Annotated in this window: 28 protein-coding genes; 13 read left to right on the top strand and 15 right to left on the bottom strand. The window is 62.2% G+C overall.

The genetic code is table 11. The features are described from left to right. The 9 genes from CP49_RS36145 to CP49_RS36185 all read right to left on the bottom strand — a co-directional run. The coding region (locus tag CP49_RS36145; protein ID WP_156438850.1) for a hypothetical protein at nt 1–529 on the bottom strand (529 nt) is incomplete at its 3' end. A gap of 146 nt (nt 530–675) precedes the next feature. Beyond that, nucleotides 676–1,305 (bottom strand): tetratricopeptide repeat protein, encoded by a 630-nt coding sequence (locus tag CP49_RS36150; protein WP_156438851.1) that lies wholly within the window; start codon nt 1,303–1,305, stop codon nt 676–678. 30 nt (nt 1,306–1,335) lie between these two features. Continuing rightward, complete coding sequence (gene sctV, locus CP49_RS36155) at nt 1,336–3,495, bottom strand: type III secretion system export apparatus subunit SctV (protein WP_197423344.1); 2,160 nt, start codon at nt 3,493–3,495, stop codon at nt 1,336–1,338. Beyond that, complete coding sequence (gene sctY / locus CP49_RS36160) at nt 3,495–3,902, bottom strand: type III secretion apparatus assembly chaperone SctY (RefSeq protein ID WP_063791829.1); 408 nt, start codon at nt 3,900–3,902, stop codon at nt 3,495–3,497. Before sctY ends, sctV begins: the two co-directional genes overlap by 1 nt. 6 nt (nt 3,903–3,908) lie before the next feature. Further along, complete coding sequence (locus tag CP49_RS36165) at nt 3,909–4,295, bottom strand: hypothetical protein (RefSeq protein ID WP_057854883.1); 387 nt, start codon at nt 4,293–4,295, stop codon at nt 3,909–3,911. Nucleotides 4,296–4,331: 36 nt separating this feature from the next. Then, nucleotides 4,332–5,318, bottom strand: a complete 987-nt coding sequence (locus CP49_RS36170; protein WP_057854884.1) for a SctD/MshK family protein — start codon at nt 5,316–5,318, stop codon at nt 4,332–4,334. Between the two features lie 135 nt (nt 5,319–5,453). Continuing rightward, nucleotides 5,454–5,678 (bottom strand): hypothetical protein, encoded by a 225-nt coding sequence (locus tag CP49_RS36175; protein WP_057854885.1) that lies wholly within the window; start codon nt 5,676–5,678, stop codon nt 5,454–5,456. A 193-nt stretch (nt 5,679–5,871) separates the two neighbouring features. After that, nucleotides 5,872–6,111, bottom strand: a complete 240-nt coding sequence (locus tag CP49_RS36180; protein ID WP_156438852.1) for a hypothetical protein — start codon at nt 6,109–6,111, stop codon at nt 5,872–5,874. Between the two features lie 112 nt (nt 6,112–6,223). Further along, nucleotides 6,224–7,021 carry a hypothetical protein gene (locus CP49_RS36185; RefSeq protein ID WP_063791830.1) on the bottom strand — a complete coding sequence of 266 codons (798 nt, stop codon included), beginning with the start codon at nt 7,019–7,021 and terminating at the stop codon, nt 6,224–6,226. 200 nt (nt 7,022–7,221) lie between these two features. Between CP49_RS36185 and CP49_RS36190 the strand changes: the two genes are divergently transcribed. Both CP49_RS36190 and sctJ read left to right on the top strand, forming a co-directional pair. Continuing rightward, nucleotides 7,222–7,767, top strand: coding sequence for a nodulation protein NolB (locus CP49_RS36190; RefSeq protein WP_057854887.1), 546 nt, complete (start codon nt 7,222–7,224; stop codon nt 7,765–7,767). 41 nt (nt 7,768–7,808) lie between these two features. Further along, complete coding sequence (sctJ, locus tag CP49_RS36195; protein WP_156438853.1) at nt 7,809–8,687, top strand: type III secretion system inner membrane ring lipoprotein SctJ; 879 nt, start codon at nt 7,809–7,811, stop codon at nt 8,685–8,687. A 353-nt stretch (nt 8,688–9,040) separates the two neighbouring features. Here sctJ and CP49_RS46480 read toward each other — a convergent pair whose 3' ends face one another. Further along, nucleotides 9,041–9,256, bottom strand: coding sequence for a hypothetical protein (locus CP49_RS46480; protein ID WP_197423342.1), 216 nt, complete (start codon nt 9,254–9,256; stop codon nt 9,041–9,043). A 109-nt stretch (nt 9,257–9,365) separates the two neighbouring features. Between CP49_RS46480 and sctL the strand changes: the two genes are divergently transcribed. From sctL to CP49_RS36240, 8 genes are read left to right on the top strand one after another with little or no spacing between them, the layout of a single operon-like run. Then, a complete protein-coding gene (sctL, locus tag CP49_RS36205; RefSeq protein ID WP_082646422.1) occupies nt 9,366–10,004 on the top strand; it encodes a type III secretion system stator protein SctL in 639 nt (212 codons plus the stop codon). Then, nucleotides 10,001–11,341, top strand: coding sequence for a type III secretion system ATPase SctN (sctN, locus tag CP49_RS36210; RefSeq protein WP_057854890.1), 1,341 nt, complete (start codon nt 10,001–10,003; stop codon nt 11,339–11,341). Before sctL ends, sctN begins: the two co-directional genes overlap by 4 nt. Before the next feature lie 20 nt (nt 11,342–11,361). Then, the gene (locus CP49_RS36215) at nt 11,362–11,844 is read left to right on the top strand and encodes a hypothetical protein (protein WP_156438854.1); all 483 of its coding nucleotides are present in this window, start codon (nt 11,362–11,364) and stop codon (nt 11,842–11,844) included. Continuing rightward, the gene (gene sctQ / locus CP49_RS36220) at nt 11,844–12,950 is read left to right on the top strand and encodes a type III secretion system cytoplasmic ring protein SctQ (RefSeq protein WP_057854892.1); all 1,107 of its coding nucleotides are present in this window, start codon (nt 11,844–11,846) and stop codon (nt 12,948–12,950) included. The genes CP49_RS36215 and sctQ overlap by 1 nt, the downstream gene beginning before the upstream one ends. Further along, a complete protein-coding gene (gene sctR / locus CP49_RS36225; RefSeq protein WP_057854908.1) occupies nt 12,943–13,599 on the top strand; it encodes a type III secretion system export apparatus subunit SctR in 657 nt (218 codons plus the stop codon). Before sctQ ends, sctR begins: the two co-directional genes overlap by 8 nt. A 15-nt stretch (nt 13,600–13,614) precedes the next feature. Next, nucleotides 13,615–13,890 (top strand): EscS/YscS/HrcS family type III secretion system export apparatus protein, encoded by a 276-nt coding sequence (locus CP49_RS36230; RefSeq protein WP_057854893.1) that lies wholly within the window; start codon nt 13,615–13,617, stop codon nt 13,888–13,890. 16 nt (nt 13,891–13,906) lie between these two features. After that, the gene (gene sctT, locus CP49_RS36235; RefSeq protein WP_057854894.1) at nt 13,907–14,725 is read left to right on the top strand and encodes a type III secretion system export apparatus subunit SctT; all 819 of its coding nucleotides are present in this window, start codon (nt 13,907–13,909) and stop codon (nt 14,723–14,725) included. Next, nucleotides 14,722–15,762, top strand: coding sequence for an EscU/YscU/HrcU family type III secretion system export apparatus switch protein (locus CP49_RS36240; protein WP_057854895.1), 1,041 nt, complete (start codon nt 14,722–14,724; stop codon nt 15,760–15,762). The genes sctT and CP49_RS36240 overlap by 4 nt, the downstream gene beginning before the upstream one ends. Before the next feature lie 8 nt (nt 15,763–15,770). On the opposite strand, the gene CP49_RS36245 is transcribed toward CP49_RS36240, so the two are convergent. The 4 genes from CP49_RS36245 to CP49_RS36260 all read right to left on the bottom strand — a co-directional run bounded on the left by CP49_RS36245 (nt 15,771) and on the right by CP49_RS36260 (nt 20,830). Next, nucleotides 15,771–16,454: a CpaD family pilus assembly lipoprotein gene (locus CP49_RS36245; RefSeq protein ID WP_057854896.1), complete on the bottom strand. Its 684-nt coding sequence runs from the start codon at nt 16,452–16,454 to the stop codon at nt 15,771–15,773. A 14-nt stretch (nt 16,455–16,468) separates the two neighbouring features. After that, nucleotides 16,469–17,776, bottom strand: coding sequence for a type II and III secretion system protein family protein (locus CP49_RS36250; protein WP_057854909.1), 1,308 nt, complete (start codon nt 17,774–17,776; stop codon nt 16,469–16,471). Between the two features lie 437 nt (nt 17,777–18,213). Continuing rightward, nucleotides 18,214–18,948, bottom strand: a complete 735-nt coding sequence (locus tag CP49_RS36255; protein WP_057854897.1) for a response regulator transcription factor — start codon at nt 18,946–18,948, stop codon at nt 18,214–18,216. Between the two features lie 220 nt (nt 18,949–19,168). Beyond that, nucleotides 19,169–20,830 (bottom strand): ATP-binding response regulator, encoded by a 1,662-nt coding sequence (locus CP49_RS36260; RefSeq protein WP_057854898.1) that lies wholly within the window; start codon nt 20,828–20,830, stop codon nt 19,169–19,171. A gap of 467 nt (nt 20,831–21,297) precedes the next feature. Between CP49_RS36260 and CP49_RS36265 the strand changes: the two genes are divergently transcribed. Beyond that, nucleotides 21,298–22,038, top strand: coding sequence for a DUF3750 domain-containing protein (locus CP49_RS36265; protein ID WP_245311054.1), 741 nt, complete (start codon nt 21,298–21,300; stop codon nt 22,036–22,038). On the opposite strand, the gene CP49_RS36270 is transcribed toward CP49_RS36265, so the two are convergent. After that, nucleotides 22,035–23,315 (bottom strand): hypothetical protein, encoded by a 1,281-nt coding sequence (locus CP49_RS36270; RefSeq protein WP_057854899.1) that lies wholly within the window; start codon nt 23,313–23,315, stop codon nt 22,035–22,037. The genes CP49_RS36265 and CP49_RS36270 overlap by 4 nt on opposite strands. A 660-nt stretch (nt 23,316–23,975) precedes the next feature. On the opposite strand from CP49_RS36270, the gene CP49_RS36275 reads away from it, so the two are divergent. Together CP49_RS36275 and CP49_RS36280 are read left to right on the top strand one after the other, a co-directional pair. Next, entirely contained in the window at nt 23,976–25,064 is a 1,089-nt protein-coding gene (locus tag CP49_RS36275; protein WP_057854900.1) for a mandelate racemase/muconate lactonizing enzyme family protein, read from the top strand. Between the two features lie 121 nt (nt 25,065–25,185). Continuing rightward, a complete protein-coding gene (locus CP49_RS36280) occupies nt 25,186–25,491 on the top strand; it encodes a hypothetical protein (RefSeq protein WP_156438856.1) in 306 nt (101 codons plus the stop codon). Nucleotides 25,492–25,624 lie beyond the last annotated feature (133 nt).

A 25,624-nucleotide genomic window follows, 5' to 3' on the forward strand; every position in this document is an offset into this window, starting at 1 on the left:
CGCGCGCAAGTTCGGCCGCCTGCAGCGCTGTGCGCTCGGCGACGACGGCGCGCAGTTCAGGCGCGTCACCCAGCGACCGGGAAAGATGGGCGGCGCCGCCCGGTCCCTCGCCGCGGCCCGCGGTCCAGCGATCGAGCATCCGGTCCATCAGCAATCGTTGCTGTTGCTGGTCAAGGGCTCCGAGTTCGGACTGGCCGCGCAGCGCACCCACGACCTTCTCGGTAGTCGATGTCTGGCCGATCCCGAGGAAACCTCCGCTGGGGTCCGACTGCCGTTCGACCCAATCTGCAATTTGTTGCTGCCGCTGCGGCGAGACGTCCTGCACCGCCGCCGCTGCGACATCTGCGGCATTGTCGTTGGCGCTCCGGATCGGTGTATCGCCCGCATTGACATGCGGTATCGATTCTTCTGAGGACACCCGCGCCGCGTCGATGGCGTTTTGAAACGCCGCGCCTGACGCTTCCGGTCGGGTTTCATTCTGCGGTACGTCGCGCCGATCGGCTGCGACGGCACTGGCTCGTGGCGACATACTGCCTCCGTGTGTGCGCGGAGCGTCGATCAATTCGCGTCACGGCCGGGCTTGCCGATCCATAGGCAAGGACCGGCGACCGTGACAGTCGCACGAAAGCTAGCGTTCAAAGCTGATGCGAAACTGACACCAGAGGGCCGGACGAACTACCGGACGTTCGGGCTCCCCAGCGTCTTCGAGAGCGCAAGATTGTTGCGCGCGGCGCGATCTTCAGGCGCAACCGCGAGAGCGCGATTGTAGTGTTCCTGCGCCTCGGCGTGTCGACCGACAGCGTCCAATGCAATTCCGGCGCCGTTGAGCGCTTTGATGTTTTTTGGATGCTGTTCGAGAATGGCGCCGAACGCAGCAAGGGCTTCTACATGCTGCTGTCGCGCGAGCAAAACTTGCGCGATGCCGACCTGGCCGTCGACATTGCCGGGGGCTATCGCAAGCGCCTGGCGAAACGCGGCGTCTGCCCCATCGAAGTCGCCATTGCGCATGAGCGCGCGCCCGAGATCGATCTTGGGCTGTGCTGCGGACGGCTGGCGTTCCGCAATCCGGCGATAGATATTTGCCGCGTTGAGCGCGTTGCCGTTGCTTTCGGCCGCCTCCGCCAGCCGCGTCAGCGCCGCGGTGTCGAGATCAGCGCTGGCGGTCGAAGGGTCTGCCGATCCGGCGACAGTGCCGAGCTGCGCTCCTGCGCAGGCGCCTACGCCGAGCGCAAGCAACGGTGCTGCGAGCGAGCGCAGCCACTTCGATGCCGCGCGCAATCCCGACGGCTGCGGACCGTTACTCAACGCGCACCTCACGGCTATCCAGCCATGCGGTCAGCCGACGGCCGGGACGACACCTTGCGGAAACGATCCAGATCGCGGAGCCGAATCGGAACCAAAGCTGCCAGCGAGCCCGATCGTACCGATCGGTTGAATGGTAAAGTCGCCTGCCAACTCTTGATACGAAAGCACCGGAATGTCCAGACCGTTGCGTATGAGAAATCCGCGCACGAAGCGGCGGATATCCATCGACGTTAAAATCACCGGGCGATTGTGATCCGAATGCGCATTCGCTCCGATGCGGCGAACCCTGTCCAGGAGCCCTTCCGAAACTTTGTCATCGAGAACGAGATAGGGGCCCACGGCGGTATCGCGAACTGCGCCACGAATAGTATCCTCTGCAGCACGCTCGATCAGGTAAGCAGGCACGATCCTGTGGGCATTGGCATATTTATGACAGATCTGTCGCTTGAGCGCAGCGCGGACGTATTCCGTCAGAAGCACGACATTCGCTTCCCTTTCGCCCCATTCGGCGAGCGCTTCGAGAACCAGCCGAGGGTTGCTAACCGAAACGCCCTCGTCGACCAGGCGCCGCAGCACATCGGCCATCCTCTGTACCGGCGTCGTACGCGTCACTTCCTTCACAAGATCGCCATACCGGCCTTCCAGCCGCGTGAGCAGCGCCCTGGTTTCCTGAATGCCGATAAATCGGGCAGCATTGCGCGCAAGCACTTCCCGCATACGGGTGGCAACGACATCCGTGCAGTCCTGATAGCCGATGCCGGCCGCTAACAGCGAACTTTCGTGTACGGTATCGATCCAGATCTGCCCGGAAGATTTGGCATCGCCATCTGTCTGCGCCGGGATGCCGGCGAGTTCCAAATTCACGGGATCATCACACAACAGTAATCGCTGCGGATCAGCGTGAGCTTCTTCAACCGGCACACCTTCCACCTCGATGCGAAATCGTGATGGGCCAAGCGAGGAATCGAAAACGATGCCGACGTCCGGCATCAGAATGCCCAGCGTATTGGCCAGACTGGCACGCGACTCATCAATCTTCGTCCGCAAGTTCTGAGTCTCTGCGATGGGACGCAGATTATCCGACAGCAGTATGACGACCGGTGGGGCTTCTGCCGGTGCGGCCTGGCGTATCTCACGCATGCGCTGTGGGGCGCCCGCGCGCACATCGGCTGCTGCCCCCATGCCGTCCCTGGAGATCGCAGCATCTTCGTCGCCCGCAGTCGATCTCGTTCCTGCCACCAGGCTTGCCGCGCCGAATGCGAGTGCCAGCACCACGAATACCGCGGTCGGAAATCCGGGGACCAGGCCCATGGCAAGCAGGACGATCGCAGCGAGCCGTAGCGCGCGCCGGTCTGCGGAAAGCTGACCGGCGATATCGCGTCCGAGATCAAGCTTGCTATCGCCCGTGACCCGCGTGACGACGGTCGCCGCAGTAATCGAAAGCATCAAGGCGGGAATCTGCGAGATCAGCGCATCGCCGATCGTCAGCAACGCATACTCGCGCACGGCCTGCACGAACGGCATGCCGCGGCTCAAGGTGCCGACCGCGATGCCGCCGATCAGATTCACCACAATGACGACCAACCCGGCGATGGCGTCGCCCTTGACGAACTTCATTGCGCCGTCCATCGCGCCGTAGAGCTGGCTTTCCTGCTCGAGGCGGCCGCGCCGGCGCCTCGCCTCGGCCTGGTCGATGTCGCCATTTCGCAGTTCAGCGTCAATCGCCATCTGCTTTCCCGGCAACGCATCGAGAATGAAGCGCGCTCCCACTTCGGCGACGCGCTCCGCACCCTTCGCGATCACGATGAACTGCACGATCGTGACGATGAGGAAGACCACCAGGCCGACGAGAACGCTGCCGGCGATGACAAATTCGCCAAATGTCCGGACGATGTCGCCTGCATTGGCCTGGGTGAGAATGAGGCGCGTCGTGGTGATGGTAAGCGCCAGCCGGAAAACCGTCGACAGCAGTATGATGCCCGGCAATGTGGAGAACTCGAGCGGGCTCAGCACATAGAGCGACACCATCAGCAGCAGCACTGCAAATCCGAGATTGAAGCCGATCAAGAGATCGACCAGCAGCAACGGCATCGGCAGGACCATCATGGCGACGGTGAGCACGAGCACCAGCGCGATCATCAGGTCCGGGCTGCCTGGAGCGCGCGCGATCAACGTCTTCAATCTTTCCATCACGCGCGGCCTCCTTGCGACCGGGCAAACACAAACTGATCAAACCGCCGGCGCGCGTCAGCCGTCTGCCCCTCAAGACGCAGCGCATGGCTTCGCAGCAGCAGAAGCGGCGCTTCTGACGCCGGATCGGGGTCCAGCGCCTCCAGGCGATCGATTGCCGCGAGCGCGGCCGCTCCGTCCTTGTTGGCGAGATGCGCGTACGCCAACAGCCTGATCGCTTCGACGTCGTCAGGCCGTGCCCGCTCGACAAGGCGCAGCAGGGCAAGCGCGCGGCGGCACTGTCCGCACGCCACATAGACATAGGAAAGCGCGCAGAGCAGATCTCGCTGATCGGCCCCGACTATCGCGCCGGATCGCTGCTGTGGCGGATCATCGGAGGGGTCTGGCTTCCGCATCACGCCGCGCATCGCAGGCTAACCTTCGACCAGGCTGTTGCTGTTCTGGCGCAACTGCGACAGCCGCTTGAGTTCGCGCCGGATGGTCAACACTCCTTCGCGAACGATTCGATCGTCCGCGCTGCCGGCCAGGTCCGACTGCAACTGCTCGAGCAACGCGCGATAGCGCTCGGCCTGCAGGACGTGGGGATTGCGCAGCCGCGGCATCACGAATGTCATCAACGCGTCGACCAGATTCCGGCCCGCAAAGCCCGAAACGGCGTTGTGCTGACCGGCCCGCGAGATGATGGTTTGCGCTTCATCCAGATGCCTGCGGGAGACGCCATCCAGACCTGGCGCGGCGAGCGTTCGTTCGATCGCCGCGTCGAGGCGTACACCCGGTGGCAGGCTGGTCAGCTTGGGCATCGTCCGCACCCGGTTCCGGTCAAGGCGTGCATCACATCAGTAGCGAACGGCGACGAGCTTGCCCTCGCGCCGCAACAGCACTTTTTCGGCCTCGATGCGTTCGATCGCCCACCCGCCATCGAGCATGGCGCCCTCGAGGTATTTCTGGCCTCTGATCAGAAGGTGGGGATGGTCTCCGCGCCACACGCCTTCGATGGACAACGACACCGGCACTTTTTCCGTCTTGATGCTGACGCCGTTCACCAGCGTGATGTCGCCTTCGAAGCGTTCGTCGAACCACCTTTGAACGGTCTGCCACTGCGCCGCGGCTTTCGGATCGATGGTCCCGGTCGCTGCGACGATCCCGACGCCAGGCTCGATCAGGACATTCAGAATGCCCATGCGCTCGACTTCTGCCCGCATGGCGTCGGCTGCGGCCTTGACCTTGTCGGATGCGAGATCGGAAACGCTGGAGCCGCCTTCCCGCTCACGCGGCACAGCTTCCCTGGCAACTTCAGCCGGTGAGATGTCAGGCACGTTCGCCGTCGACGCGAGCAGCACCTGCCGCACGTCGCCGCGAAACGCACCTGTCGTTTGCGAGATCGGCACGTCCGCCATCGAGTGCATCATCAGCGCGATCGAGACGATGCTGACCAGTCCCACACCCATCAATAGACGCGACCGCGGCATCGAAGCGCCGAACGGGCCGCCTTGCGATTGCGGGCCCGCATCCTCGGCACGGCGGAAATGGAGCTGGACGTCGCCGATGTTCATCCGCAGCGGCGTCGCAACGATCTGCCGCGTTCCAGTTGCGAGATGTTTTTGCGCGCCGAGCGAAATCCTGCCGGCCAGCGCCTCGACCTGAATTTCGGGTCCCGTGGCATCGATCAGGGCATGAAGCGGTTCTACATCGGCCTCCATCAGCACGATGTCGGCGTCCACCGAGCTGCCGATCGTATAACGCCCTGGCGTGAACTCATGCGACGAACCGGCATATAGCCCGGACTCAATTGACATCGTCAGGCAATTGGACGGCAATGACATGGTTCGCTCCGAATTTTCTTGGCTGGAAGCCAGACGTTCCGCAAGGCTGCGTTCTGCAAGGCGGTTCCGCGATGGGAAAACGACGCGTGCGCGGTGCGCGCAGTGACGCGCGCACCGCGATGTTGAAGCCGATGATTACTGAACGCGCTCGTCGGCCACTTTCTTCTGCGTGTTCTGATCGACCTGCAGGCGACGCAGTTCCATGCTTTTCTGCATCGACTCCTGATACGTTTGCTTGAGCTGGTCCATCATCCCCTGGAAGTCGCCGCCGGCCGCTCCGCCACCGCCGTTACCGCCGCCAGCGACTGCACCTGCAGCCGTGTTCACAACGTTGCCGACAGCACCAAGTATTCCGCCCATAGTTCAATCTCCTGTCGTTGGTCCTTGATGTCTTCGCGTCTTCGTCACGCCATGGCTTCGATCGATGTCTATAGCCAGCGCAACGCCACCAGGTTGCCACGCGGCAACCTGACGCCTTGTGCTCCGAAGGCATCCTGCCGTTCGAATCGCACCTGTTCGGGGCGCATGCTCTCTTGCGAACGCCGCCGTAACCTTATGAATCCTCTTCTTCCTCCAGCGCTTCCCGGCCCATGTCCATGATGTCCATGAGCGGCTGCACCGACATCATCCCGATGGCCTTCTGCAGCTCCGCCTCGAAGGCTTGCGAGGCTTCGCCGCCACCGCCACCGCCGTTACCGTCAATCGCGCCACCGACGGCGCCGCCGACCATGCTGCCGACCGGGCCACCGAAAATGCCGCCCGCGATCTGCCCAATCGCTCCGAGTACACCCATGACGAATTCTCCTTCGCTCATCTGACATGACGCTATGAGCGTCAGCTTTCAGGAAGCTGACGAGAGGTCGACTTTTTGAGGAAGGAGAGATAGATGACGCGCGAACAGAAGCTTAGCGCGAATTTTCGCTCCGGCTCGGCGTGTTGGGATCGCCGTCGCGTCCGTTAGGCCGCTCGCGTCCGGCCGATGCATCGGGGGACTCGCTCGAGCCGAAGGCAGCTTCCAGCCGTCCGTTGCGAAGGATCGTCGTCTGAGAACCGCGAAAAACGGTCAGGACCGTATCATGCGGAAGCGGCGACGGTCCCACTCGCGCTTCGGCCGGCTTTGGGCGCGCCTGCTCCTCGGCGATTAATCCATTGAGCGTTTGCTCGACCAAGGCCACAAATCGCGGCGGCCCGGTAACCAGCACCAGTTGGGTGTTCGGAGCCGGCCGCACGGCATATCGTTCGTCGGCGACGTCAAACGCCGCAAGCGTGGAAGCAAGTCGTTCAAACGGTACCGGACCCGGAACGAGCAGTCTGCTTTGCGACTCGCGGGCGGAGGTGACATGCAGCACCTGTCCGTCGAAGTACCACTCGAGATTATAAAGTGAGGCGAGCCGGTTCAGGAAGGCCAGCGGCGGGAGATCGGGAAGCCGGCCTTGAATACGGCTGCGGACCTCCTGGCTCACATTGACCTTAATATTGAGGTTGCTGCCGAATTCCTGGAGTGCGGCCGACAAATCCTGATTGATGATCGTGTAGGTATACGTGGTGTCGGGCAGTTTGAGCTGCGCCGCAAGCGTCGCCGAAGGCAGCAGAAGCGTCGCCGATGCCCCCAGACCTGCAACAACAAGACCAGCAGCAACAAAACGGCGCGCCCTGTGACGCGATGCGCTGGAACTCTGCTCAGGGGCTGCTCTTGGCGTCATATGTCCGTCGTTTACGCAAGCTCGTCGTTTGATCGTTATCTGACGCCCATATCGAATCGATGACAGCGTCGAATTGATGGCACGAGCGCCGGAACAGCCGCCGCTGACTTCGTCACTTTCCGGTCAGCTAGCCTCAATAGCCTTTCCCGCATCGTGAGCGATACGAAGACAATCCTTAAGACGTCAAGCCGAGCCGACACATGACCTTTGATCCGCTGACGGCCATCAACGGCGCGGTTTCCAACACGGTGCCCCTGTCCGGCGGCGCCGCGCCAACCGGCGATGCCACCGGCGCATTTTCCCGCGTGGTCGCAAACGCATCGTCGGACGCGAACAATGTGGCGACATCGCACGCATCGGCGCGCGTGCAGGAAAGCAGGCACGAGGCTACGCGTGTAGCGGCGGTACGCGAGTATCAGCTCACCTCGTTGCCAAAAAATCCGCAGGACGGCGTGGGGCACCACGTTCTGGACCGGCTGGAAACGCTCTATCGCGGTGATCAGCGGCTGCGCACGCCTAATGCACATTCCGCAACCGACTCTCCGGCAGTTGCGCTCGCCGGCGCCGGACTGCCGCGCGGCCCCGCTGCCGCGCCGCTGAATGGAGCCACCAACTCGACCGATGCCTTCAACGTCATGCTTCGCAACTTCGAACAGGTCTATCAACAATCCATTCAAGTCAGCCTGATGACCAAGAGCACTGGCGCCTTCACCACCTCAATGAACAAATTGATGTCCTCGGCGTGAGCTGCCGCCGGGGACTCCTTGGATTTCAAGCGGAGACGCACATGATCGCCGTCCATAAAATGGTGAAGCTCGCTGCGCTCGCGCTCCTGCTTTGCGCGCTGGCGGGATGCCAGACGGAGCTTTACTCCAAACTGGACGAGCGCGAAGCAAACGACATGATTGCGCTCCTGCACAAATACGGCGTCGCTGCCGAGCGCTCGTTCGCCAAGGACGGAACCAGCCAGATCAGCGTCGAGGAACGCCAACTCCCGCAAGCGATCGAGCTCCTCAAGGCGAACGGCCTGCCGCGCAGGACGTTCACCAACATGGGAGAGGTCTTCAAGAGCAGCGGCCTGATTTCGTCACCGACGGAGGAGCGCGCGCGCTTTATCTACGCGCTGAGCGAAGAGCTGTCGCGGACGATCTCCGACATCGACGGCGTTCTTTCGGCCAGAATTCATGTGGTCCTTCCGAAGAATGATCTGTTACGCCAGGATGCGACGCCATCATCTGCATCAGTGTTCATTCGTCATGACTCTCGCGCGCCGCTGAAATCATTGCTTCCCCATGTCAAGATGCTGGTGGCGAACAGCATCGAGGGGCTGTCCTACGAAAAGGTATCGGTGGTGCTCGTTCCGGTGGAACGTCCTTCCATCGACACCGCCGCGCCAGGGACGGCTGGCGCAGCAACTCAAGCCGGGCTGATGGCGCCACGGATGGCCGGTGGCTCGTCTCAGGCGCTCTACTTTTCCCTCGCGGGCCTACCCGCGCTGCTCCTGACCGGCGCCTTGGCCTTCTGGCTCGGTCGCCGCCACGGACGACATGCGCCCGGCGGTTTGTCACCGGTGCCCGGCGCGGCCCGAAATGACCCGCCAAGAATCAATCGTCTCTCCCCGAATGATCGTGACGCCGATCGGACGGTCACGCAGCGCGCTGCCTGAGGTTGGCGCTTCCGGCAGAGGACTTCATGTCGACCACATCGACCCCACGCTCCGAATCTAAGGAAGTGCCTTCGTATGATGCCACGAGGATGGTCCTCGCCGCCCATCCGCGCAGACTGGCTGATGCGCTCGATAGCCGGCTCTCCGCCTCCGTTGTTTGCCGCCTGCAAAGCTGCGCTCGCCTGCATGACCGAATTGCGCCGTTGCTGATCCAGCGGCAAGCCGGCGGGTCAAACGATGCGCCGGCAGACGAAGCGACCGGCCTTGCGGAGCAGCGAGCGACATTCGAGCGTCTGTTTCAGGCCGATCTGAAGGAAACATCGTCTCTGGCCGGCGCTGCCTGGCACGGCCTGTCACTTCGCCAAATGATCCGAGGCCGCGACGTCGCCGATCTGATCGCTCAAATCGGGCAGCGTGCCCATGCATTCGGCTTGCGCCGCGACGGCGTCGCGCCTGCGCTGCGTTCCATTGCACCCGGCATTTTGGCTGAACGCATCGCGCGCGATGGATATGCGTGCCTCCACGTCTGGTTTTCGTCCTTCCCGCCGCCAATGCGACAGCAACTGCATGTTCGGCTTCCGCCCGAAAGCGCCGCGTATCCCGAATGGAGCGACGCGGAGCAGAGCCTGGCGCTCGGCCTGATGGATCCTGTGTTGTCAGAACTCGACGGGTCGACGAATGTCTCCAAATGAGCCGCCGGCGCGTCCCAAGTTGAAGCCAAGCGGCCCGGTCGTGCGAGCCGAGGAGTTCAATCATTGGCGCGAGGCAGCAGGCGCCGTCGATGCAGCACACCAGTATCTGAAATCGATGCAAGAACTGGCCCAGGCTGCCTACGAGCAGGAGAAGCAGCGGGGATTTCTCGAGGGTCGCGAGGCCGGCGCTAGCGAGGCCGCTCAAGTCGCGACCAATCTGGCCGGCGAAGCCGCGCGTTATCTCAATGAGCTCGAGCGCACTGTTCCGTCCATGATCATCATCATCGTCGAGCGCATTCTCGGCGCGTTCGACGAAACCGAGTTCGTGACGCGGGCCGTACGACAGGCGGTAACGACGCTGGTGGGAACCGACATACGCCTGCGCGTTGCGCCCGAGATGGTGGAGCAGCTTCGCCGGTCGCTTGACGAAGACGGCTCCTGCGACGCCCGCCTGCTGCGCGTGGAGGCTGACGCCGGCATCAAGCCCGGCGACTGCCAGATAGTCACCCAGAGCGGCAATATCGACGTCGGCCTTGCCGCACAGAGCCGGGCGCTGCGGAACGACCTGCAGCAACGGTTGAGCGCGATCGAGATCGCCGGCGCCAATTGGCAACGTGCCTCATGACAGAGGAACGGCTATCGATTCGTTTCGCGTCGCAACTGCCGAGGCTGCATGACGCGGTCAAGCAGATCGACACGCGACCGGTCAGGGGCCGCGTCACCAAGGCGGTAGGCACGCTCGTCCACGCGGTCGTGCCCAACGTCCGCATCGGCGAATTATGCACCATAGCGGACGCGCAGGCCGGGCATTCGATCACCGCCGAGGTCGTGGGCTTCACCGGCAACGGCGTGCTGCTCACGCCGATCGGCGAACTGCATGGGCTGTCGATGCGCAGCGAGGTGATACCGACCGGCCAGAGCATGACGACGCCGGTCGGTGATGCCCTTCTTGGGCGCGTCATCGACAGCCTCGGGCGTGCGCTCGACGGCGGCGCGCCGATCAACCGCCGCGAAAGCGTGCGTTCGCTGCATGGTCCGGCGCCCAATCCGCTGTCGCGCCAACTGATCGATCGCTCGTTCCGCGTGGGCTTGCGTGCGATCGACGGCCTGCTGAGCTGCGGCGAAGGCCAGCGCGTCGGCATCTACGGAGAACCGGGAAGCGGCAAGTCCTGGCTGCTCGCCCAAATCGTCAAGAATGCGGAGGCCGATGTCGTGGTCATCGGCTTGATCGGCGAACGCGGGCGCGAGGTGCGGGAGTTCATTGCGCGGCAACTTGGCGAAGAAGGACTGAAGCGGGCCGTCCTCGTCGTCGCCACATCCGACAGGTCACCGATCGAACGGCTCAAGGCGGCGTATGTCGCGACCGCAATTGCCGAGCATTTTCGCGACGACGGGCGCCGCGTTCTGCTGCTGATCGACAGCATCACCCGCTTTGCGCGCGCGGCACGCGAAATCGGTCTGGCCGCGGGCGAGCCGCCCACCCGTCGCGGTTTTCCGCCGTCAATCTTTGCGATCCTGCCGCAATTGATCGAGCGCGCCGGCATGGGTGAGCGCGGCTCGGTGACGGCTTTCTACACGGTGCTCGTCGAAGGCGACGGCACCGGCGATCCGATTGCGGAAGAGACGCAGGGCATTCTCGACGGCCACATTGTTCTGTCGCGCGCGCTCGCGAGTTCCGGCCATTTTCCGGCCATCGACATTCTCGCAAGCCGCAGCCGGCTGATGGAGGCGGTGATCTCCCGCGAACATGGCATCGAAGCGGGGCGGCTACGCGCCCTGCTCGCCCGCTACGCCGAGATCGAATTTCTGATCCAGGTCGGCGAGTACAGGCAAGGCACAGACAAGATTGCCGACGAAGCCGTCGCCAAGATCGACGACATCAGATCGTTCCTTCGGCAGCCGGCTGACGAGCGCACAACCTTCGAGGAAACCAGACGATGGATGGCGCGCCTCGCCTCATGAACATGACAAACGTGCACGCGTTGTCGCGCTATCGCGCGCTGCGCGAGCAGCAGGCCTACCGCCTCATGCAGGTGGATGCGGCGGCGCGCGACAGGGCGCGCGTAGCAAGCGAGGCGGCGGCAGTCGCGCTTGCCCGCGCGGAGAACGATCGAAGCTGCGGCGAACAGCGCTACTACCGCGATCTCGCATCCACGGCGCGCGTTACGATCGAAATGCTGTATCGCGGGCACGATGAACTGGCCCGGCTGGCCGAAGCCGTGGCGGGCGCGAACCGCCTTGCCGAGACGGCGAGCGCAAACCTCGTGCATTGCGAACAGGCGCTGCTTCGATCCGCCGCCGAGCATCGCGCGCGGTTTCGCGAAGTCAGGAAAACGCGCCTGCTGCAGGAAAGGCTTGAGAACGCCATCCGCTCTTACATGGAGCTGATCGATGAGCTGGATACCGAAGAGCAAGGCAGCATTCGGCATGCGAACACCCCCAGCGGCAGGAGCGGTCGGCCGTGATGGACGCCTATGGCACGCTTGCGCCCCATCGAGAGCAGCCGCACGACGCCGACGTCGCGCCATGGCAGCCGCGAATGCTGTGCGAGCCGTCGGACCTGGCTGTTCTGAACGCCTGTTCCGTCCGGCGCCCGCCGTTCAAAGGGTCACTCGAAGGTCTGCCGATCGACATCGACCTGTCCCCTTCTTATCTGATGGACCCCGCCCCGGCCGACAGTGATTGCTTCGAAGCGAGCTGCAACTGGGGCCAATCCAGCGCAAAAGCCACGCTTGCATACGCCACCGTGCGCCGTCTCCTGGACCGGATTCAGCCGGGGCTTTCCGACGATCCCCCGGACGAGCCGACCTTGTCCATGCTCGTCGAGCTCGCGCTCGCCCCGTTGTTCGAGAAGATCGAGATTGCGACCGGCGCGTCCTTCAGGCTTCAGTCATCGTCCCGCCGCGCGTCGCGCGATCTCACAACACCTGGTCCGGGGTCGCGCCGGCTTGTCTTCCACGGCGCCCTGGACGGCATTCCTTTCGAGCTTGAGCTTGAACTGGACGTCCCCGCCCTCGAAGACTTCGTAAAACTCCTGCAACATGCCGTGCCGGCGCGATTGCCGCTCGCGGAGACATTCGTGCCGGTCGTCGCGATCCTCAGTGCGGGCGCAGTGCGGCTACCCGTGCGCACGCTGCAGGACCTGCATCATGGCGACGTGCTGATACCGGACGAGTTTCCATTCGAGCGCGGTGAGGCCGCCCTCACGTTTGGCCATCGATATCGGGCGATCGCACGCCTGGACGAAACCGGGGCGCGCGTCCGATCCGCGCTTCAGCACAGCAAGTTCATTCAGGAGATCAATGCAATGGAGGGCAAAGGCGCATCCCGCGTCGTCGAGACGGATGATCTTGGCGATCTCGAAATTCAACTGACCTTCGAGCTAGGCCGTCAGACGGTCGAACTCGAGCAACTTCGTACGATAGCGCCTGGCTATGTATTTCCACTCGGGCGATCGCCGAATGATCCGGTCGACATCGTCGCCAACGGACGCCGCATCGGCCGCGGCGAGATCGTGCGTGTCGGCGACGGTCTGGGCGTTCGCCTCATTCGCCTGTTCGACCATGGCTGAAATACAGCCCGGCATCCTCGCGCTCATCGCAATCACCTTCGGTCTGGGATTGCTGGTGTTCGTCGTCGTGACGACGACCTCGTTCCTGAAGATCTCGGTCGTGCTGTTCCTCGTCCGTAACGCGCTCGGCGTCCAGCAAGTGCCGCCGAACATCGTTCTGTATGGCGCGGCGCTGATTCTCACCATGTATATCAGCTCACCCATCATCGAGCAGGTATACGTGCAACTCAGCGACCCGACCCTGCAGTACAGGACCTTCGACGATTGGGGCGTTGCGGTGAAACGCGCCCAGGAGCCGGTGCGGGATTATCTGAAGCGTTTTACCAGACCGGAGGAGCGGCAGTTCTTTCTTTCCGCTACCGAACGCGTATGGCCGGCCGATATGCGCAATCGCGCCACCGAGGACGAGCTCTCGATTCTTGCCCCCTCCTTTCTGCTCGCCGAGCTCAAGCGCGCGTTCGAGATCGGCTTTCTGCTCTATCTTCCGTTCATCACCATCGATCTCGTGGTAACGACGATTCTGATGGCGATGGGCATGTCGCTGGTCTCGCCGACGGTGATTTCAGTTCCGTTCAAGCTGTTCCTGTTCATCGCGATCGACGGTTGGTCGCGGCTGATACACGGGCTGGTCTTGAGTTACGCGCAGTAGCGGGAGAACATCATCATGGAAGAAGCCAGCATTCTAACGCATATGAGCACGTCGCTCAGCCTGTTTCTCGTGCTGACGCTGCCGCCGCTGCTGGCGGCGCTGGTGGCCGGGCTGATCGTCGGAATCCTGCAGGCCGCCACACAAATCCAGGATCAGACCTTGCCGCAAACCGTCAAGCTGCTCGTCGTCGTCGCCGTTCTCGGCCTGCTCTCTCCGCTGCTTGCCGGCCCGCTGATCGATCATGCCAGACGCCTGTTTACGGAATTTCCAGCACTCACCACGCGTTCGTGACGGATAATCGGCCGCGATGACGTCAGCGCTTTCATCGGCGGATTTTCAGCAGTTCATCGACGTGGCGTTGAGCGCATTGCTGGGGCTTGGCATCGCCGCCATGCGGACCATGGGTGTTGCGCTGGTATTCCCCGTGTTCACAAAGGCGGAACTCGGCGGCGTCGTCCGTATGGGCTTTGCGCTCGCCCTGGGCCTTCCCGTGATGTGGCACGCAACCGAGAGCATCGGCGTCCTGGGACCGCACCAGAGCGCCCAGCTTGTGCTGATCGCAATGAAGGAACTGCTGGTGGGAACGCTCATCGGCTTCATGTTCGGCGTGCCGTTCTGGGCCATTCAGGCGGTGGGCGAATTGATCGACGAGCAGCGCGGCGTGACCAACGAGGACGCCAGCGACCCTGCAACGCGGTCGCAAGCGTCGTCGCTGAGCATTTTTCTCGGCATCAGCGCCATCGCCGTCTTCATCACCGCGGATGGCATGCGCATCCTGGCCGGCACCCTCTACGACAGCTATGCGATCTGGCCGGTGACGAGCTTTACGCCGAGGCTCACCCTCGACAGCGCCCTTTCGATTGCCAAGACGCTCGATCACATCCTCGGATACGCGCTGCTGGTCGGCGGCCCGGTCATCGCGCTGTTCCTGCTCCTGGACCTTTCGGTGATGCTGATCAGCCGTTCCGCCCCGCAACTGAACGCCTACGATCTGCCGCCTACCCTGAAGAACGTCGTGTTCGTGGTCTTCATCGGCATCTACGCGACATACCTGATGGACTACATGCGCGGCGAGCTTGCGGGAACGCACGGCATCAAGAGCCAGCTCGAGCGGTTTCTGCAATGAGCGACACCAGCGAACAGAAATCGCTGCCGGCCTCGGCGAAGAAGCTTCAGGACGCGCGCGAGAAAGGGCAGATCTCCCACAGCCACGACTTCGTCAGCGCGGTAGGCGCGGTGGCGGCGATCGCATATTTGTGGTCGTTCTCGGGAAATATCGTCGGCCTTTGGCGAGAAGCCCTGCTGCTCGCCGTCGATATGCAAAACCAGCCGTTTCAGGTGGCGCTGCCGCAACTGGGCGCGGCGCTGGTCGCGCTGTGCTGGCGCACGGTCTTGCCGCTGCTGGCGGTCACCGTCGCTGCAGCGATGCTGGCCAACATCGCCATAAACCGAGGGTTTCTGTTCTCGCTTGCGCCGATGACTCCAAGTCTGGAACACATCAACCCGTTCACCGGATTCAAGCGCATATTCGGCCTCAAAAACTGGATCGAGCTTGCGAAAACTGTCGTCAAGGGCGTTCTGCTCGGGTCCACCCTGGTCATCGTCGTGGCGGGCACACTGAACACATTGGTTCGGCTACCGATCTGCGGCGAAGGCTGCATCGGCTTCGTGTTCGGCAGCATGGCGCAACTGCTGCTCAGCATCGGCATTGCCTTCCTCCTCGCGACCGGCCTGGTCGATATTCTGCTTCAGCGCTGGCTGTTCCTGCGCGAGATGCGCATGACGATCACCGAGAGCAAGCGCGAGCGGCAGGATCAGGAAGGCAATCCACTGGTGCGCAGCACGCGCCGGCGTCACCGCGAGGAGCAGGCCCGGGAGCCTCCGATGGGCCCACGCCATGCCACCCTGTTCGTGCGCGACGAAAGCGTGGTGGTAGGCCTTCGCTATATCAGGGGCGAAACATCCGTGCCGATCGTAGTCTGCCGCGCAAGAGGCGCAGCCGCCCTATCGCTTCTCGACATTGCAGTGTCCGCCCGCATTCCCGTTGTCGCAGAAGCGGCGCTTGCCCGCAGCCTGCGGCGCAAGCCGCGGCTCGGTAGCGCGATCGCAAGCCAGCAATTCGAACGCGTCGCGCGCGCCATGCTGGCCGCCGGCCTCGTCTAGATGGCGCTCTACTGCGCGGGCGCAGTGCCTGCGCCACCTGCCGGCGTCGCGGGGTTGGCAGGGGGCACGCTGATGACCGTTGCTCCGCGTCCCGTCTGTGGCGAGAGCGCGGCGTTGCCGCTGAAGCCGCGATGGCGCGTCACCGGGATGGCCGCACGCTCGCCGTCGGACGGAGGCACCGCGGTGCTTACGAGCAGATCCTTCGGGTCATTGACGGTGGCGGCGAGGTTCGCAAGATTCGAGCAGCCGAGCGTCGGCTCGAAGTGATTGTCGTTGGGCGACGCCGTGATCTCCAGCGAAGGACATCCCGGCGCAAGTGCGGTGTAGCGCACCGCGACGACGCGGATCGCGAAGCGGTAGCGCTCGTCGGCGGGCGCGTAGATTTCCTTCACCTTGAAGGGTGCGACGCCCATCCGGATTGCGCTTCGCGTCACCGCGTAACGCGCGCGCGGATCGATCCCGATGACGTCCACATGGATCGCATCGAGCCGGCCATGGCTCGCAGTGTATATGAAGTCTTCCAGACGGCGCCGGTCTGCCGACGTCAGGGCGCCGCCCGAGCCGCTGGAAAGCAGAAGGACGTGCGATGCGGGTGCGACCAGGACGGCCGGCGGCGTTTCGATATAGGTCTGGCAGGCGGCGGGCTGCGGCGCAAACAGGCCAACTGCGAAGAACATGATGGTCATGCGCATCCTGGTTCTCTTTGTCATTCGAGAATAAACCCATCCTGGAGCGGTCGCGTCACCTTGGCTTTGGGCGCCTGCCGCCCGGGCGGCGGTGACGCAACCCTGTTCAGAAAAACGCGGTCGACATCGGACGGCGGCGCGACGCGATCGGTCGGCGCCTGCGTTTGCGTCGCGCTGACTGCCGCCCGCACGATGTAAGGCGTGACGATGATGACGAGTTCGGTCTCGTCCTTCTGGAAGTTGCTCGACCGAAACAGCGCGCCAAGCACCGGGATATCGCCCAGCCAGGGGAACGCCGAGATGTCGGTGCTGAAGCCCTTGCGGATCAAGCCTCCGATCGCAAAGCTTTGCCCGCTGGCGAGTTCAACGACCGTGTCTGCGCGCCGCGTCGCAAGCGCGGGAATGGTAAAGCCATTGATCTGAACCTGGCCGCGACTGGAAATGTCGCTGACTTCCGGCTTCACGCGAATGCTGATCATTTCACCTGCAAGAACCGTCGGGACGAAATCAAGACTGACGCCGAAGCGCTTGAACTCGACGCTGAAGCGGTCCAGTCCCTGCGCGACCGGTATCGGAAACTCGCCGCCTGCGAGAAAGCTTGCAGGCTCCCCGGAGACCGCCGTGAGGTTTGGCTCCGCCAAAATGGCGACCAATCCTTCGGCTGCGAGCGCGTCCAGCACGGCGGAGATATTGGTGCCGCCAGCGCCAAATCCCAAAAATGCGGAGCCAGCTCCCGTCGGCGATCGGATGATTTGTCCCGCCGGACCGACGGCAGACCGGCCATTCACAAAGCCAAAACGGAAACTTCCTGTCTCCGCGGTCGCATTGATATTAAAGCCGAACTCCTTGGCAACATTTCTGGCGACTTCCGCGACCCGGACCTGGAGATTCACCTGCAATGCGCCGGCAACGCGCAGCTTGTTGGTGATGATGGCTCCCGGCCCCAGGAACTGCGTCGTGATGGATTTTGCACTCTCCGCCAGAGCGGCATTGGGCACGGTGCCGCTCAGTACCGCGCCGTTCGGCGTGTAGGATACCTGGATTGCATAATCTCCGACCTCGCTGCGGAGCATTTCGCGCAAATCCTTGATCGGCTGGGTCACGATGACTTCGTATTCGGCGATCGCCTGCTGACTGTCGTCGAGCGCGAAGAAGCTCGTTCGACCGGCCTTCTTGCCGAAGACAAAGGCCGCGTCGTTGGACGGCGCCTGGATATCGGCGATCGCGGGATCGGCAATGAACATCGTCTTCGCGGTCTGCGAAAGCCGTATCGTCTGCCCGCGCGACACATCCAGGCGAATCTGGCCACGCTCCGAGACGACGGGCATCTGGTCTTGCGCAGCCGGCTTGCGCAAGGGAACCATGCGCACAGATGGCTGTTCGGCCGCCAACGTTTCGCTGCCGGAAGCGCCAAGAAGAACGCAGAGCAACAATGTCCGGGCTCTTGATGGTCGAAGCTTCATCAGCACTTGTCGCCGGCCTTTTCGAGATTCACGCTTCACTGGGCGTCGTAAGCGCGACTGCAACTCCTGGTGCTCGGATGAGCTTCGAGTCCCTGCATGCGTTCCAGAACTCCGACGCGAATGAGCGCGCGTGGAATTTCGGATTGCACGTCCTGACCTTAATGACCCGGCGATGTGCCGTCATCACGCGACGAGCTTCAGATGCGCTAAACGAAACAACGTGTGGTCGACAGAACACACGTTCATCAATCCGCCCTTTGGCCGCCATGCTCGTGCCACCTGAACGAAACGATTCTGTTACATCAGGCGCGAGAGACCTCGGAGCTCTTGCCGCTCGCAGGCTTCGTGTCGGAAACAGACGGACGCGCAAGTTCGAGAATGTAGCCGATGCCGCGGTCCGTTCTGATCGAAACCGTCGCTCCCGATTTCGAGAGGTGGCTCCTCAGCCGGTAAATGCCGACTTCCAGCGCATTGGAAGAGACTTCGTTGTCATAGCTGAACAGACTCTCTTCCAGCGCGGACTTTGGAACGACGCGCCCGAAGCGGCGCATCAGCACCTCAAGCAGACAGATCTCGCGCCGCGGCACCTTGACCGATGTGCCGTTGACCCACACCTGCCTTCCGCCGGGATCGAACTCGACATTGCCCGCGCGCATCACCGGTCCCAACGCGGTGGCGGGCCGCCGCAGCACGGCGCGCAGTCGCGCGATCAGCTCTTCCATGTTGACGGGCTTCAAGATGTAGTCGTCGGCACCCGCGTTCAGGCCTTCGACGCGGTCGTCGACGCTGTCCATTTCGGCTGTCAGGATCAGCGCAGGCACCGGCCATCCCGATCGCCGCCGGTGGCGAAGCCAATGGAGTCCATCGCCATCAGGCAGTTTGCGATCCAGAAGGATCGCGTCATAGGTAACTACCGCGACGGACTCGGATGCGTCCTCCAGGGTGCCGACCGAATCCGCGGTGAAGCCGTTGAATTTCAAGATATCGGAAATTACAGCGGCGACCTTCGGCTCGTCCTCGACCAGGAGCACCCGCATCTCTTGTCCTCCCAAGGCACTGCGTGCCGCATCGGTTCGACAACCCTGCACTCAGTTACAACTGAACACGCCGAACTTGGAGGACGGTGCATATCGTTGCTTCTGAGCGGGTTCCCGAACTTGCGCACTCAGCATTTCAGGAGCGTTGAACCTTTTTTAAGTGACGTTCTAATGAAGACACCGGGGCGAACCCGTTTGGCATGCTCGCACCGGGTGGCTGTCATGCGGATAGATCAAACAGTGTCTGCTCGATTTCCGGCGGAGCCTCCAATTGCGCCCGCGGAAGATCGAGACAGATTTGAGTTCCGGTTCCAGGAATGCTTCGCGCGGTGATGTCGCCGTTCGACTGCCGGACGAAGTGCCTGACCATGCTGAGGCCCAGGCCACTTCCCTTGCCGCCGTTCTTCGTGGTGAAGAACGGCTCGAAAATTTTCTCCGCGACCTCGGCCGACATGCCGACACCGGTATCGCTCACCGTGATACGCACATACTCGCGCGGCTCCGACGCCTCCTGACCTCGGTGATCGGTCGCATGACGAATATTCTCCACACAAATGCCGAGCTTCCCCCCATTGGGCATCGCATCGCGCGCGTTGATCGCCAGATTGACGATCGCGGCTTCGAGCTGCGGCCGGTCGACGAAAACGGGCCAGCAATCCCTGTCATAGTTGGTGCGGATGTGAATGTTGGCGCCGAGCGCGCATGTCAGCAGATCGATGATCGATTCGACGGTCTCGATCACATCGACGACGTCGGTCTCGATGGCGCGGCGGCGCACGAAGGCAAGCAGGCGGCCGGTCAGTTCGGCGCAGGTCTGCGCCCCCTCCAGCGCCGAGTGGAGGCGGCGGCAGGCGCCGCTGTTGTCGCGAATGAGCAGATGAAGCAGGTCAAGATTGCCGATCACCACACTCAGCATGTTCCTGAAGTCGTGGACGATGCCTCCGGTCAGGCGGCCGACGGCCTCCAGCTTGCTTGCGTGGAGCAGATCCGTCTCGAGGGACTTCCTGTCGCTGACATCAAGCCAGAACCCAAGGAGCTCGCGGCGGCCGTCCCTCTCGCTCAGAACGGCATGGTCAAAGACGTGCTTTTCCGTCCCGTCCGCGCAACGCCAGCGGTATTCGACGCTCGCGGAGCCGGCCTTTTCGATGTTCGCAAACGCCTGGATCACCCGCCCGTGTTCTTCGGGGTTAAGTCTGGCCTCCCACAGATTCGGCTGCCTCAGGAAATCCGAACTCGAGAAGCCCGACAGGCGCCGGATGCTATCGTTGATAAAGCGCAGCCGTCGCAAACCGGGACCGCTGCTTGCCGTGTAAAGCGCAATCGGCAACGACTGCAACACAAGTGATTGATGCTCCTCGCGGTGACGCAGCCGCTGCTCGGCAGCGAACTTTTCCTTCTGAATGCGCAAATTTTCCAGGAGCAACCGTTTCTCCTGGTCGGCAAGCCGGCGTACTTCCTCGGTCTTTCGAAAGAGATCGACGAGGATGTCGATCTTCGCGCGGAGAAGTTCCGGATTGACCGGCTTGAAGACATAGTCGATTGCACCGGCGGCACCGCCGTTCGTGATCTGCAGTTCGTCGGGATCGTAAGCCGCGAGAAAAACAACAGGAATCCGCGAAGTGCGTTGATCCGCCTTCATCCGCGCGGCCACTTGAAGCCCGTCAAGATCGGGCATGCGCATATCAAGAACAACAGCCGCAAGATCATTCTGGCGCGCGCGGCGCAGCACCTCCGATCCGGATCGCGCCCGGACGACCTCGCGGTCAGGAGCCGCCAGGATCGCGTCGAGCGCCATCAAATTCTGCGGATCATCGTCGGCGATCAGAATTTGGGGTTTCGCAGCTTGATACAAGATCCGCGGCGCTGAAGTTTCGATCAGCATTCGGCGCAGCTCCCACCGGAAACAATGCAGGCCCGCTCAGCCGAACGCCGGATTGCGAAGACCGGGTCGAATGGCGGTGCGGCGTTACGGACGATCACGATGACAGCCGATCTCAGAAAGCGACATCGTCGCTCGATGAATCTGTCTATCAATCGTGGAGAGACTAAGATCATTCGTCAGCAGGCATGAAAGTATTTTCGAGCAGCTCAAGCCCAAGTTGCGCAAGCGTGGAGTAATCGCGACCTGTGTTTTTTGTTCCCGCGCTTGACGCATAGCGCGAGCGAAGATGCGCTTGCAGATTTGTGACAAATGTATTTCGCGGGCGCGCACATCATTGAGGACGTTGGTCAGCTTCGCGTCAGAAATGATCGGCAATATCTTATGGCAAAAGGCAGGGGTTATCTGGCGCCAACGACGAGCGAACTATATAAGGATGGCCATCTCCACTTTATGCCCTCGCGTTTGCCTTGCTCAAATCAGTCGCAACCATTCTGCTGTTGATCTTTTTTCCAGTCGGCGTGTCGGCCGGGCGCTACTGGTTTGGCGAATCCCGAGGAAATTGGCAAACTGCAGACCGCTCCAGCGCTGGCCTCTTGCCGTTGCCATCCCACCATCCTGACGCGGTAATCCGGGTTTACGGTGCGCGCACGGTTCGATGGAAGGCGATATTCGCCATCCACACCTGGATCGTCGTCAAAGAGCAGAATGCTGCTACATACACGCGTTACGATTATACTGCCTGGGGCGCGCCTATTCGCACCAACGGATTCACCGCCGATGCACGGTGGTTTGGCGCCGTCCCGGAAACCATTGCCGCCGTCGACGGTCCTGAAGCTAGCCGTCTAATTCCCAAGATCCGTCACGTCATCGAGAACTATAAGTTCAGTGCATACGGTGACTATAATGCGTGGCCGGGACCGAACTCCAACACCTTTGTCCAAGCAGCGCTTGATGCAGTTCCCGAACTCAAGACTGTCCTGCCGCCGACCGCCATTGGAAAGGACTACCCTTATCGAGGTGAGTGGTTCGGGCTGACCGCGTCCGGCACCGGGGTATACGCTTCCCTTGGAGGTTATCTAGGTCTCACCATCGGCTGGGTCGAAGGTTTGGAATTCAATTTCCTCGGCGCGGTGGTCGGACTCGACATTCGCCGGCCCGCGTTGAAGCTCCCAGGCCTCGGCCGACTGGGAATGACGGCCGGAATCTAAAATTCTTCGATCCTGTGCTGGTGCGCCGACCACCACCGGGCGATCGCTTCAGTAAGATCATCCCAGATCGCGGTGGGAAGATCTGATACCGCGATGCGGACGCTATAGCGGTCAGTTGTGGGATTACGGAACCACTCTGTCGCAGCAAAATCAAAGCCGAAGCTTCCCGCGTGCTGGATCGGCAGACCCGCTCGGGCCAGGTCGCTGCTCATTTCCGCTGCCGCCCGTCTAGCTGTTGCCTCATCAAGCGGTTGCTGGCTGCTGACGGTGACATAGAGGCCGTGGGCGAAATGGAGTTCAGCCGTCAAGCCTGAGAGCGCAGTCGCAAAATATCGGCTGGCGCGGCGGCTGTTGCGCAACATGGCTGCGATCCGTTTGTTCGTCAGCTCTCGATATGACGGTGCGCCGATATAGGGAGGGAAGTGCGCCGGCAGCGCCGCGCCGCCCAGTAGCCGAACAGCATTTCGTGTTTCAGCCGGAAGCTGCCCGAGTTTCGATCCGCCGGTTACGTTCCTTTCCCAGTCAACGAAAGCCACGGATCCAAGTCGACCATACTCTGCGCCGAGCGAATCCAGCTTCGTATGGCTGCGCACCATCACAATGGGGATAGCCAGTTCACGAGCACGTCCCAACACCCTCCGGATACGGCCTGACCCGCTGGAGAAACAGGTGGTATCGAAAATCGAAAGATCAGGCGCCGCGTTCGTGCAGTGAAGCCCGGCATCAAACGCGGAAGCGGATGCGGAGGAATCCAGCAGCATAATCCTCGACGACGCCGATCTTGGACCGACCGCCTCTTCCGACGGACGGTTCAGTGTAATCATCCGCAAACGATCGACATAGCCTTCGATGAACTCCTGCGTCTCACCGTAGGCGCCAGGCAGGACCAGAATGTCCGCCTCTCCGATCACGCGAGCGGAAGCCAACAGCAGCGCCGAGATCGCAGCCATGCCGGAAGCAGTATAGATGGTATCGATCGCGCCGCACTCGAGCTCGTAGAACGAGGGGCCGCGCACATCGAGATCGGCGCGCTGGTAGTCGTATCTGAATTCGAACGGGCCGATGCGCCGTTGGCCGGGATGTGCCCAAGCCGTCTCGGTGACGTTCCAATCGTGCTGAGCGTGCTCTGCTTTAAGGGCAGCGGCAAGCTGAAACTTGTGCCTGATAACTTCGCTGACCGACCGCGGACAGGTCAACGGCAAGGGGTGCCTCAGGCAGTCATTTATCAGCCTGAGTTCCCTGTGCTTTCGCTCTAGGTAGGCCTGGACGCTCTCCACGTAAGTCTTCGCTGGTTGGGCATCTGACCTAACGTTTCAGGATGGCATCGGGTTCACTTCGATTTGAGCTGGCAAGGAAGAAGCTCGATCGAGCTAACCCGGTGCTGCTTGGCGCACGTTGTGTCAGGCAGACCTTCGGTGCCTGCGCTTTCCGATCTCGGTTCCGGGAATGGCAATTCCCAAGTCTGCGGCCCGCGCCTTGATGGACGCCATTGGCCTGTTGAGTTTGACCGTCATCAGCGTGAGGCTCTTTCCGGCCTCAGACATCGCACGCAAGAGCTTGTCGTCTGCTTCCGACCAGCGGGCAGTTCGAGATTGAGGGGTAGACATCATCGGCGCCTCTGAGCCACCGAGGCAGGGCCTAACGGTGGATATTTCAAAAGGACCCAGCTCACCTTTCTGAGCACGGCCGCTGGGTATCAGTTGAAGGGCAGGTTTTAACGCTCCCGCCTGTCACTTAGATGGTTCAGACGCACTTGGCCGCAACGAGATTACACAAACTTAAGGTCTGCGAAGCCGGTCAGTCGCAACGCATGCCGCGGTGCCGGACGTAGTGCATTAACGGGGACCACGGTAAAGTGGGCGGAAGAGGAAGGCAGCCAAGCCGACCTATTGGCGCGCCCAACTGAATATGTACCAAGAAAACTCGGGTGGAAACCAATGACAACAATCAAAACGGTCGAGACTGCGCTCTATCGGATCCCGCTGACGGTTACCCTCTCCGACAGCACACATGGCGAAATCGCAGCCTTCGAATTGGTGACATGCCGCGTTCGCGATTCAGACGGGGCTGAAGGCACAGGCTATACCTACACCGTCGGCCGTAATGGCGGCGCGATTGCCGACATTCTCAGGCGGGAAATCCCCGAACTGATCGAGGGCCGGCAAGCCGACGATACCGAAGCCATCTGGCATCATATCTGGTGGGGCCTGCATTATGGCGGGCGCGGCGGGCCGCCCGTGCTTGCGCTCTCGGCGCTCGATATCGCCCTGTGGGACCTGAAGGCGCGCCGCGCCAATCTGCCGCTGTTTGGCCTGCTCGGTGGCTTCGACGCCCGCGTGCCCTGTTACGCCGGCGGCATCGACCTCGATCTCTCCGTCGAGGCGCTTCTAAAGCAAACCGACGATAATCTTGCCAAGGGCTTTCGCGCCATCAAGATGAAGGTGGGCCGCCCGGATCTCGCATCCGACGTCGCGCGCGTGCAGGCGATGCGCAAACATCTCGGTGACGGCTTTCCCCTGATGGCGGATGCCAACATGAAATGGACGGTCGAGGAAGCCATCCGCGCCGCGCGCGCGTTGCAACCCTACGACCTCACCTGGCTCGAAGAGCCGATCATTCCCGATGACATTGCCGGTCATGCCCGCATCTTGGCAGCCGGCGGTGTGCCGATTGCGGCCGGCGAGAACCTGCGCTCGCTCTGGGAATTCAAGAACTATATCGCGGCCGGCGCGGTGTCCTACCCCGAGCCCGACGTCACCAATTGCGGCGGCGTCACGGCCTTTATGAAGATCGCGCGGCTCGCAGAAGCGTTCAATCTTCCGGTTACCAGCCACGGCGCACACGACGTCACGGTCCACCTTCTCGCGGCCTGTCCAAATCGTTCCTATCTCGAGGCGCATGGCTTCGGGCTCGATCGGTATATCGAGCACCCGCTCGTCCTCGACCAGGGCATGGCATTGGCGCCGACCCGGCCCGGCCACGGAATCGCCTTCGATTGGAAAGGATTGGCGCAACTCGCGCAGTAATCGCAGAGGCTGCGTGGGCACCGCAGAACTGGCAACCAAGCGTCCTCCTTCAAAACTCTCTCGGGAAACGATCGCTGCCTCGCGCGTTGTGTGCGGAGAGGAACAATAGGAAGGACAGCTCATGCGAACCTCAATGCTCACCATGACGGCCGCTATTGGCATTGCCATCGCCGCGCCGGCACAGGCCCAGCAGTCGACGGCGCCCAGCCAGCAGACGCAATCCGACAAGCAGATGCAGGAAGAAGCGGATAAAGGCATCAAGACCCGCGACTCCGGAGAATCCGGCGTTGTGGGGCAACAGGAAAGTTCGGGCGCTTCCGCGCATCCGCCCGGGCGTCCCGATCCGAGCGGCAGCCAGACGACGACCGGTTCAGGCGCTGGTACGGGTGGCGGCCCGGGTTCCGAGACCAGCAGCACGCCACGCTAGCGCCGAGTTTCAGCGCGGCGCGCGGTACGAAGGAAGTCCGGCATCGCCGCTCCTGTTGCGGTGCGAGCGTAACAGCATCGAAGGCTCGCGCTGTGTGCGGTCGTCCTTCGAACCAGGGCGTACCCATAAATCG

This window comes from Bradyrhizobium valentinum (genome assembly GCF_001440405.1).
GTDB classification, from domain to species: domain Bacteria; phylum Pseudomonadota; class Alphaproteobacteria; order Rhizobiales; family Xanthobacteraceae; genus Bradyrhizobium; species Bradyrhizobium valentinum.

Bases quoted from the DNA above. Each gene is read 5' to 3' on its own strand.
- sctV (WP_197423344.1), bottom strand. From the start codon at position 3,495: ATGGAAAGATTGAAGACGTTGATCGCGCGCGCTCCAGGCAGCCCGGAC.
- sctY (WP_063791829.1), bottom strand. From the start codon at position 3,902: ATGCGCGGCGTGATGCGGAAGCCAGACCCCTCCGATGATCCGCCACAG.
- CP49_RS36165 (WP_057854883.1), bottom strand. From the start codon at position 4,295: ATGCCCAAGCTGACCAGCCTGCCACCGGGTGTACGCCTCGACGCGGCG.
- CP49_RS36170 (WP_057854884.1), bottom strand. From the start codon at position 5,318: ATGTCATTGCCGTCCAATTGCCTGACGATGTCAATTGAGTCCGGGCTA.
- CP49_RS36175 (WP_057854885.1), bottom strand. From the start codon at position 5,678: ATGGGCGGAATACTTGGTGCTGTCGGCAACGTTGTGAACACGGCTGCA.
- CP49_RS36180 (WP_156438852.1), bottom strand. From the start codon at position 6,111: ATGGGTGTACTCGGAGCGATTGGGCAGATCGCGGGCGGCATTTTCGGT.
- CP49_RS36185 (WP_063791830.1), bottom strand. From the start codon at position 7,021: ATGACGCCAAGAGCAGCCCCTGAGCAGAGTTCCAGCGCATCGCGTCAC.
- CP49_RS36190 (WP_057854887.1), top strand. From the start codon at position 7,222: ATGACCTTTGATCCGCTGACGGCCATCAACGGCGCGGTTTCCAACACG.
- sctJ (WP_156438853.1), top strand. From the start codon at position 7,809: ATGATCGCCGTCCATAAAATGGTGAAGCTCGCTGCGCTCGCGCTCCTG.
- CP49_RS46480 (WP_197423342.1), bottom strand. From the start codon at position 9,256: ATGCAGTTGCTGTCGCATTGGCGGCGGGAAGGACGAAAACCAGACGTG.
- sctL (WP_082646422.1), top strand. From the start codon at position 9,366: ATGTCTCCAAATGAGCCGCCGGCGCGTCCCAAGTTGAAGCCAAGCGGC.
- sctN (WP_057854890.1), top strand. From the start codon at position 10,001: ATGACAGAGGAACGGCTATCGATTCGTTTCGCGTCGCAACTGCCGAGG.
- sctQ (WP_057854892.1), top strand. From the start codon at position 11,844: ATGGACGCCTATGGCACGCTTGCGCCCCATCGAGAGCAGCCGCACGAC.
- sctR (WP_057854908.1), top strand. From the start codon at position 12,943: ATGGCTGAAATACAGCCCGGCATCCTCGCGCTCATCGCAATCACCTTC.
- CP49_RS36230 (WP_057854893.1), top strand. From the start codon at position 13,615: ATGGAAGAAGCCAGCATTCTAACGCATATGAGCACGTCGCTCAGCCTG.
- sctT (WP_057854894.1), top strand. From the start codon at position 13,907: ATGACGTCAGCGCTTTCATCGGCGGATTTTCAGCAGTTCATCGACGTG.
- CP49_RS36240 (WP_057854895.1), top strand. From the start codon at position 14,722: ATGAGCGACACCAGCGAACAGAAATCGCTGCCGGCCTCGGCGAAGAAG.
- CP49_RS36245 (WP_057854896.1), bottom strand. From the start codon at position 16,454: ATGCGCATGACCATCATGTTCTTCGCAGTTGGCCTGTTTGCGCCGCAG.
- CP49_RS36250 (WP_057854909.1), bottom strand. From the start codon at position 17,776: ATGCCCGTCGTCTCGGAGCGTGGCCAGATTCGCCTGGATGTGTCGCGC.
- CP49_RS36255 (WP_057854897.1), bottom strand. From the start codon at position 18,948: ATGCGGGTGCTCCTGGTCGAGGACGAGCCGAAGGTCGCCGCTGTAATT.
- CP49_RS36260 (WP_057854898.1), bottom strand. From the start codon at position 20,830: ATGCTGATCGAAACTTCAGCGCCGCGGATCTTGTATCAAGCTGCGAAA.
- CP49_RS36275 (WP_057854900.1), top strand. From the start codon at position 23,976: ATGACAACAATCAAAACGGTCGAGACTGCGCTCTATCGGATCCCGCTG.
- CP49_RS36280 (WP_156438856.1), top strand. From the start codon at position 25,186: ATGCGAACCTCAATGCTCACCATGACGGCCGCTATTGGCATTGCCATC.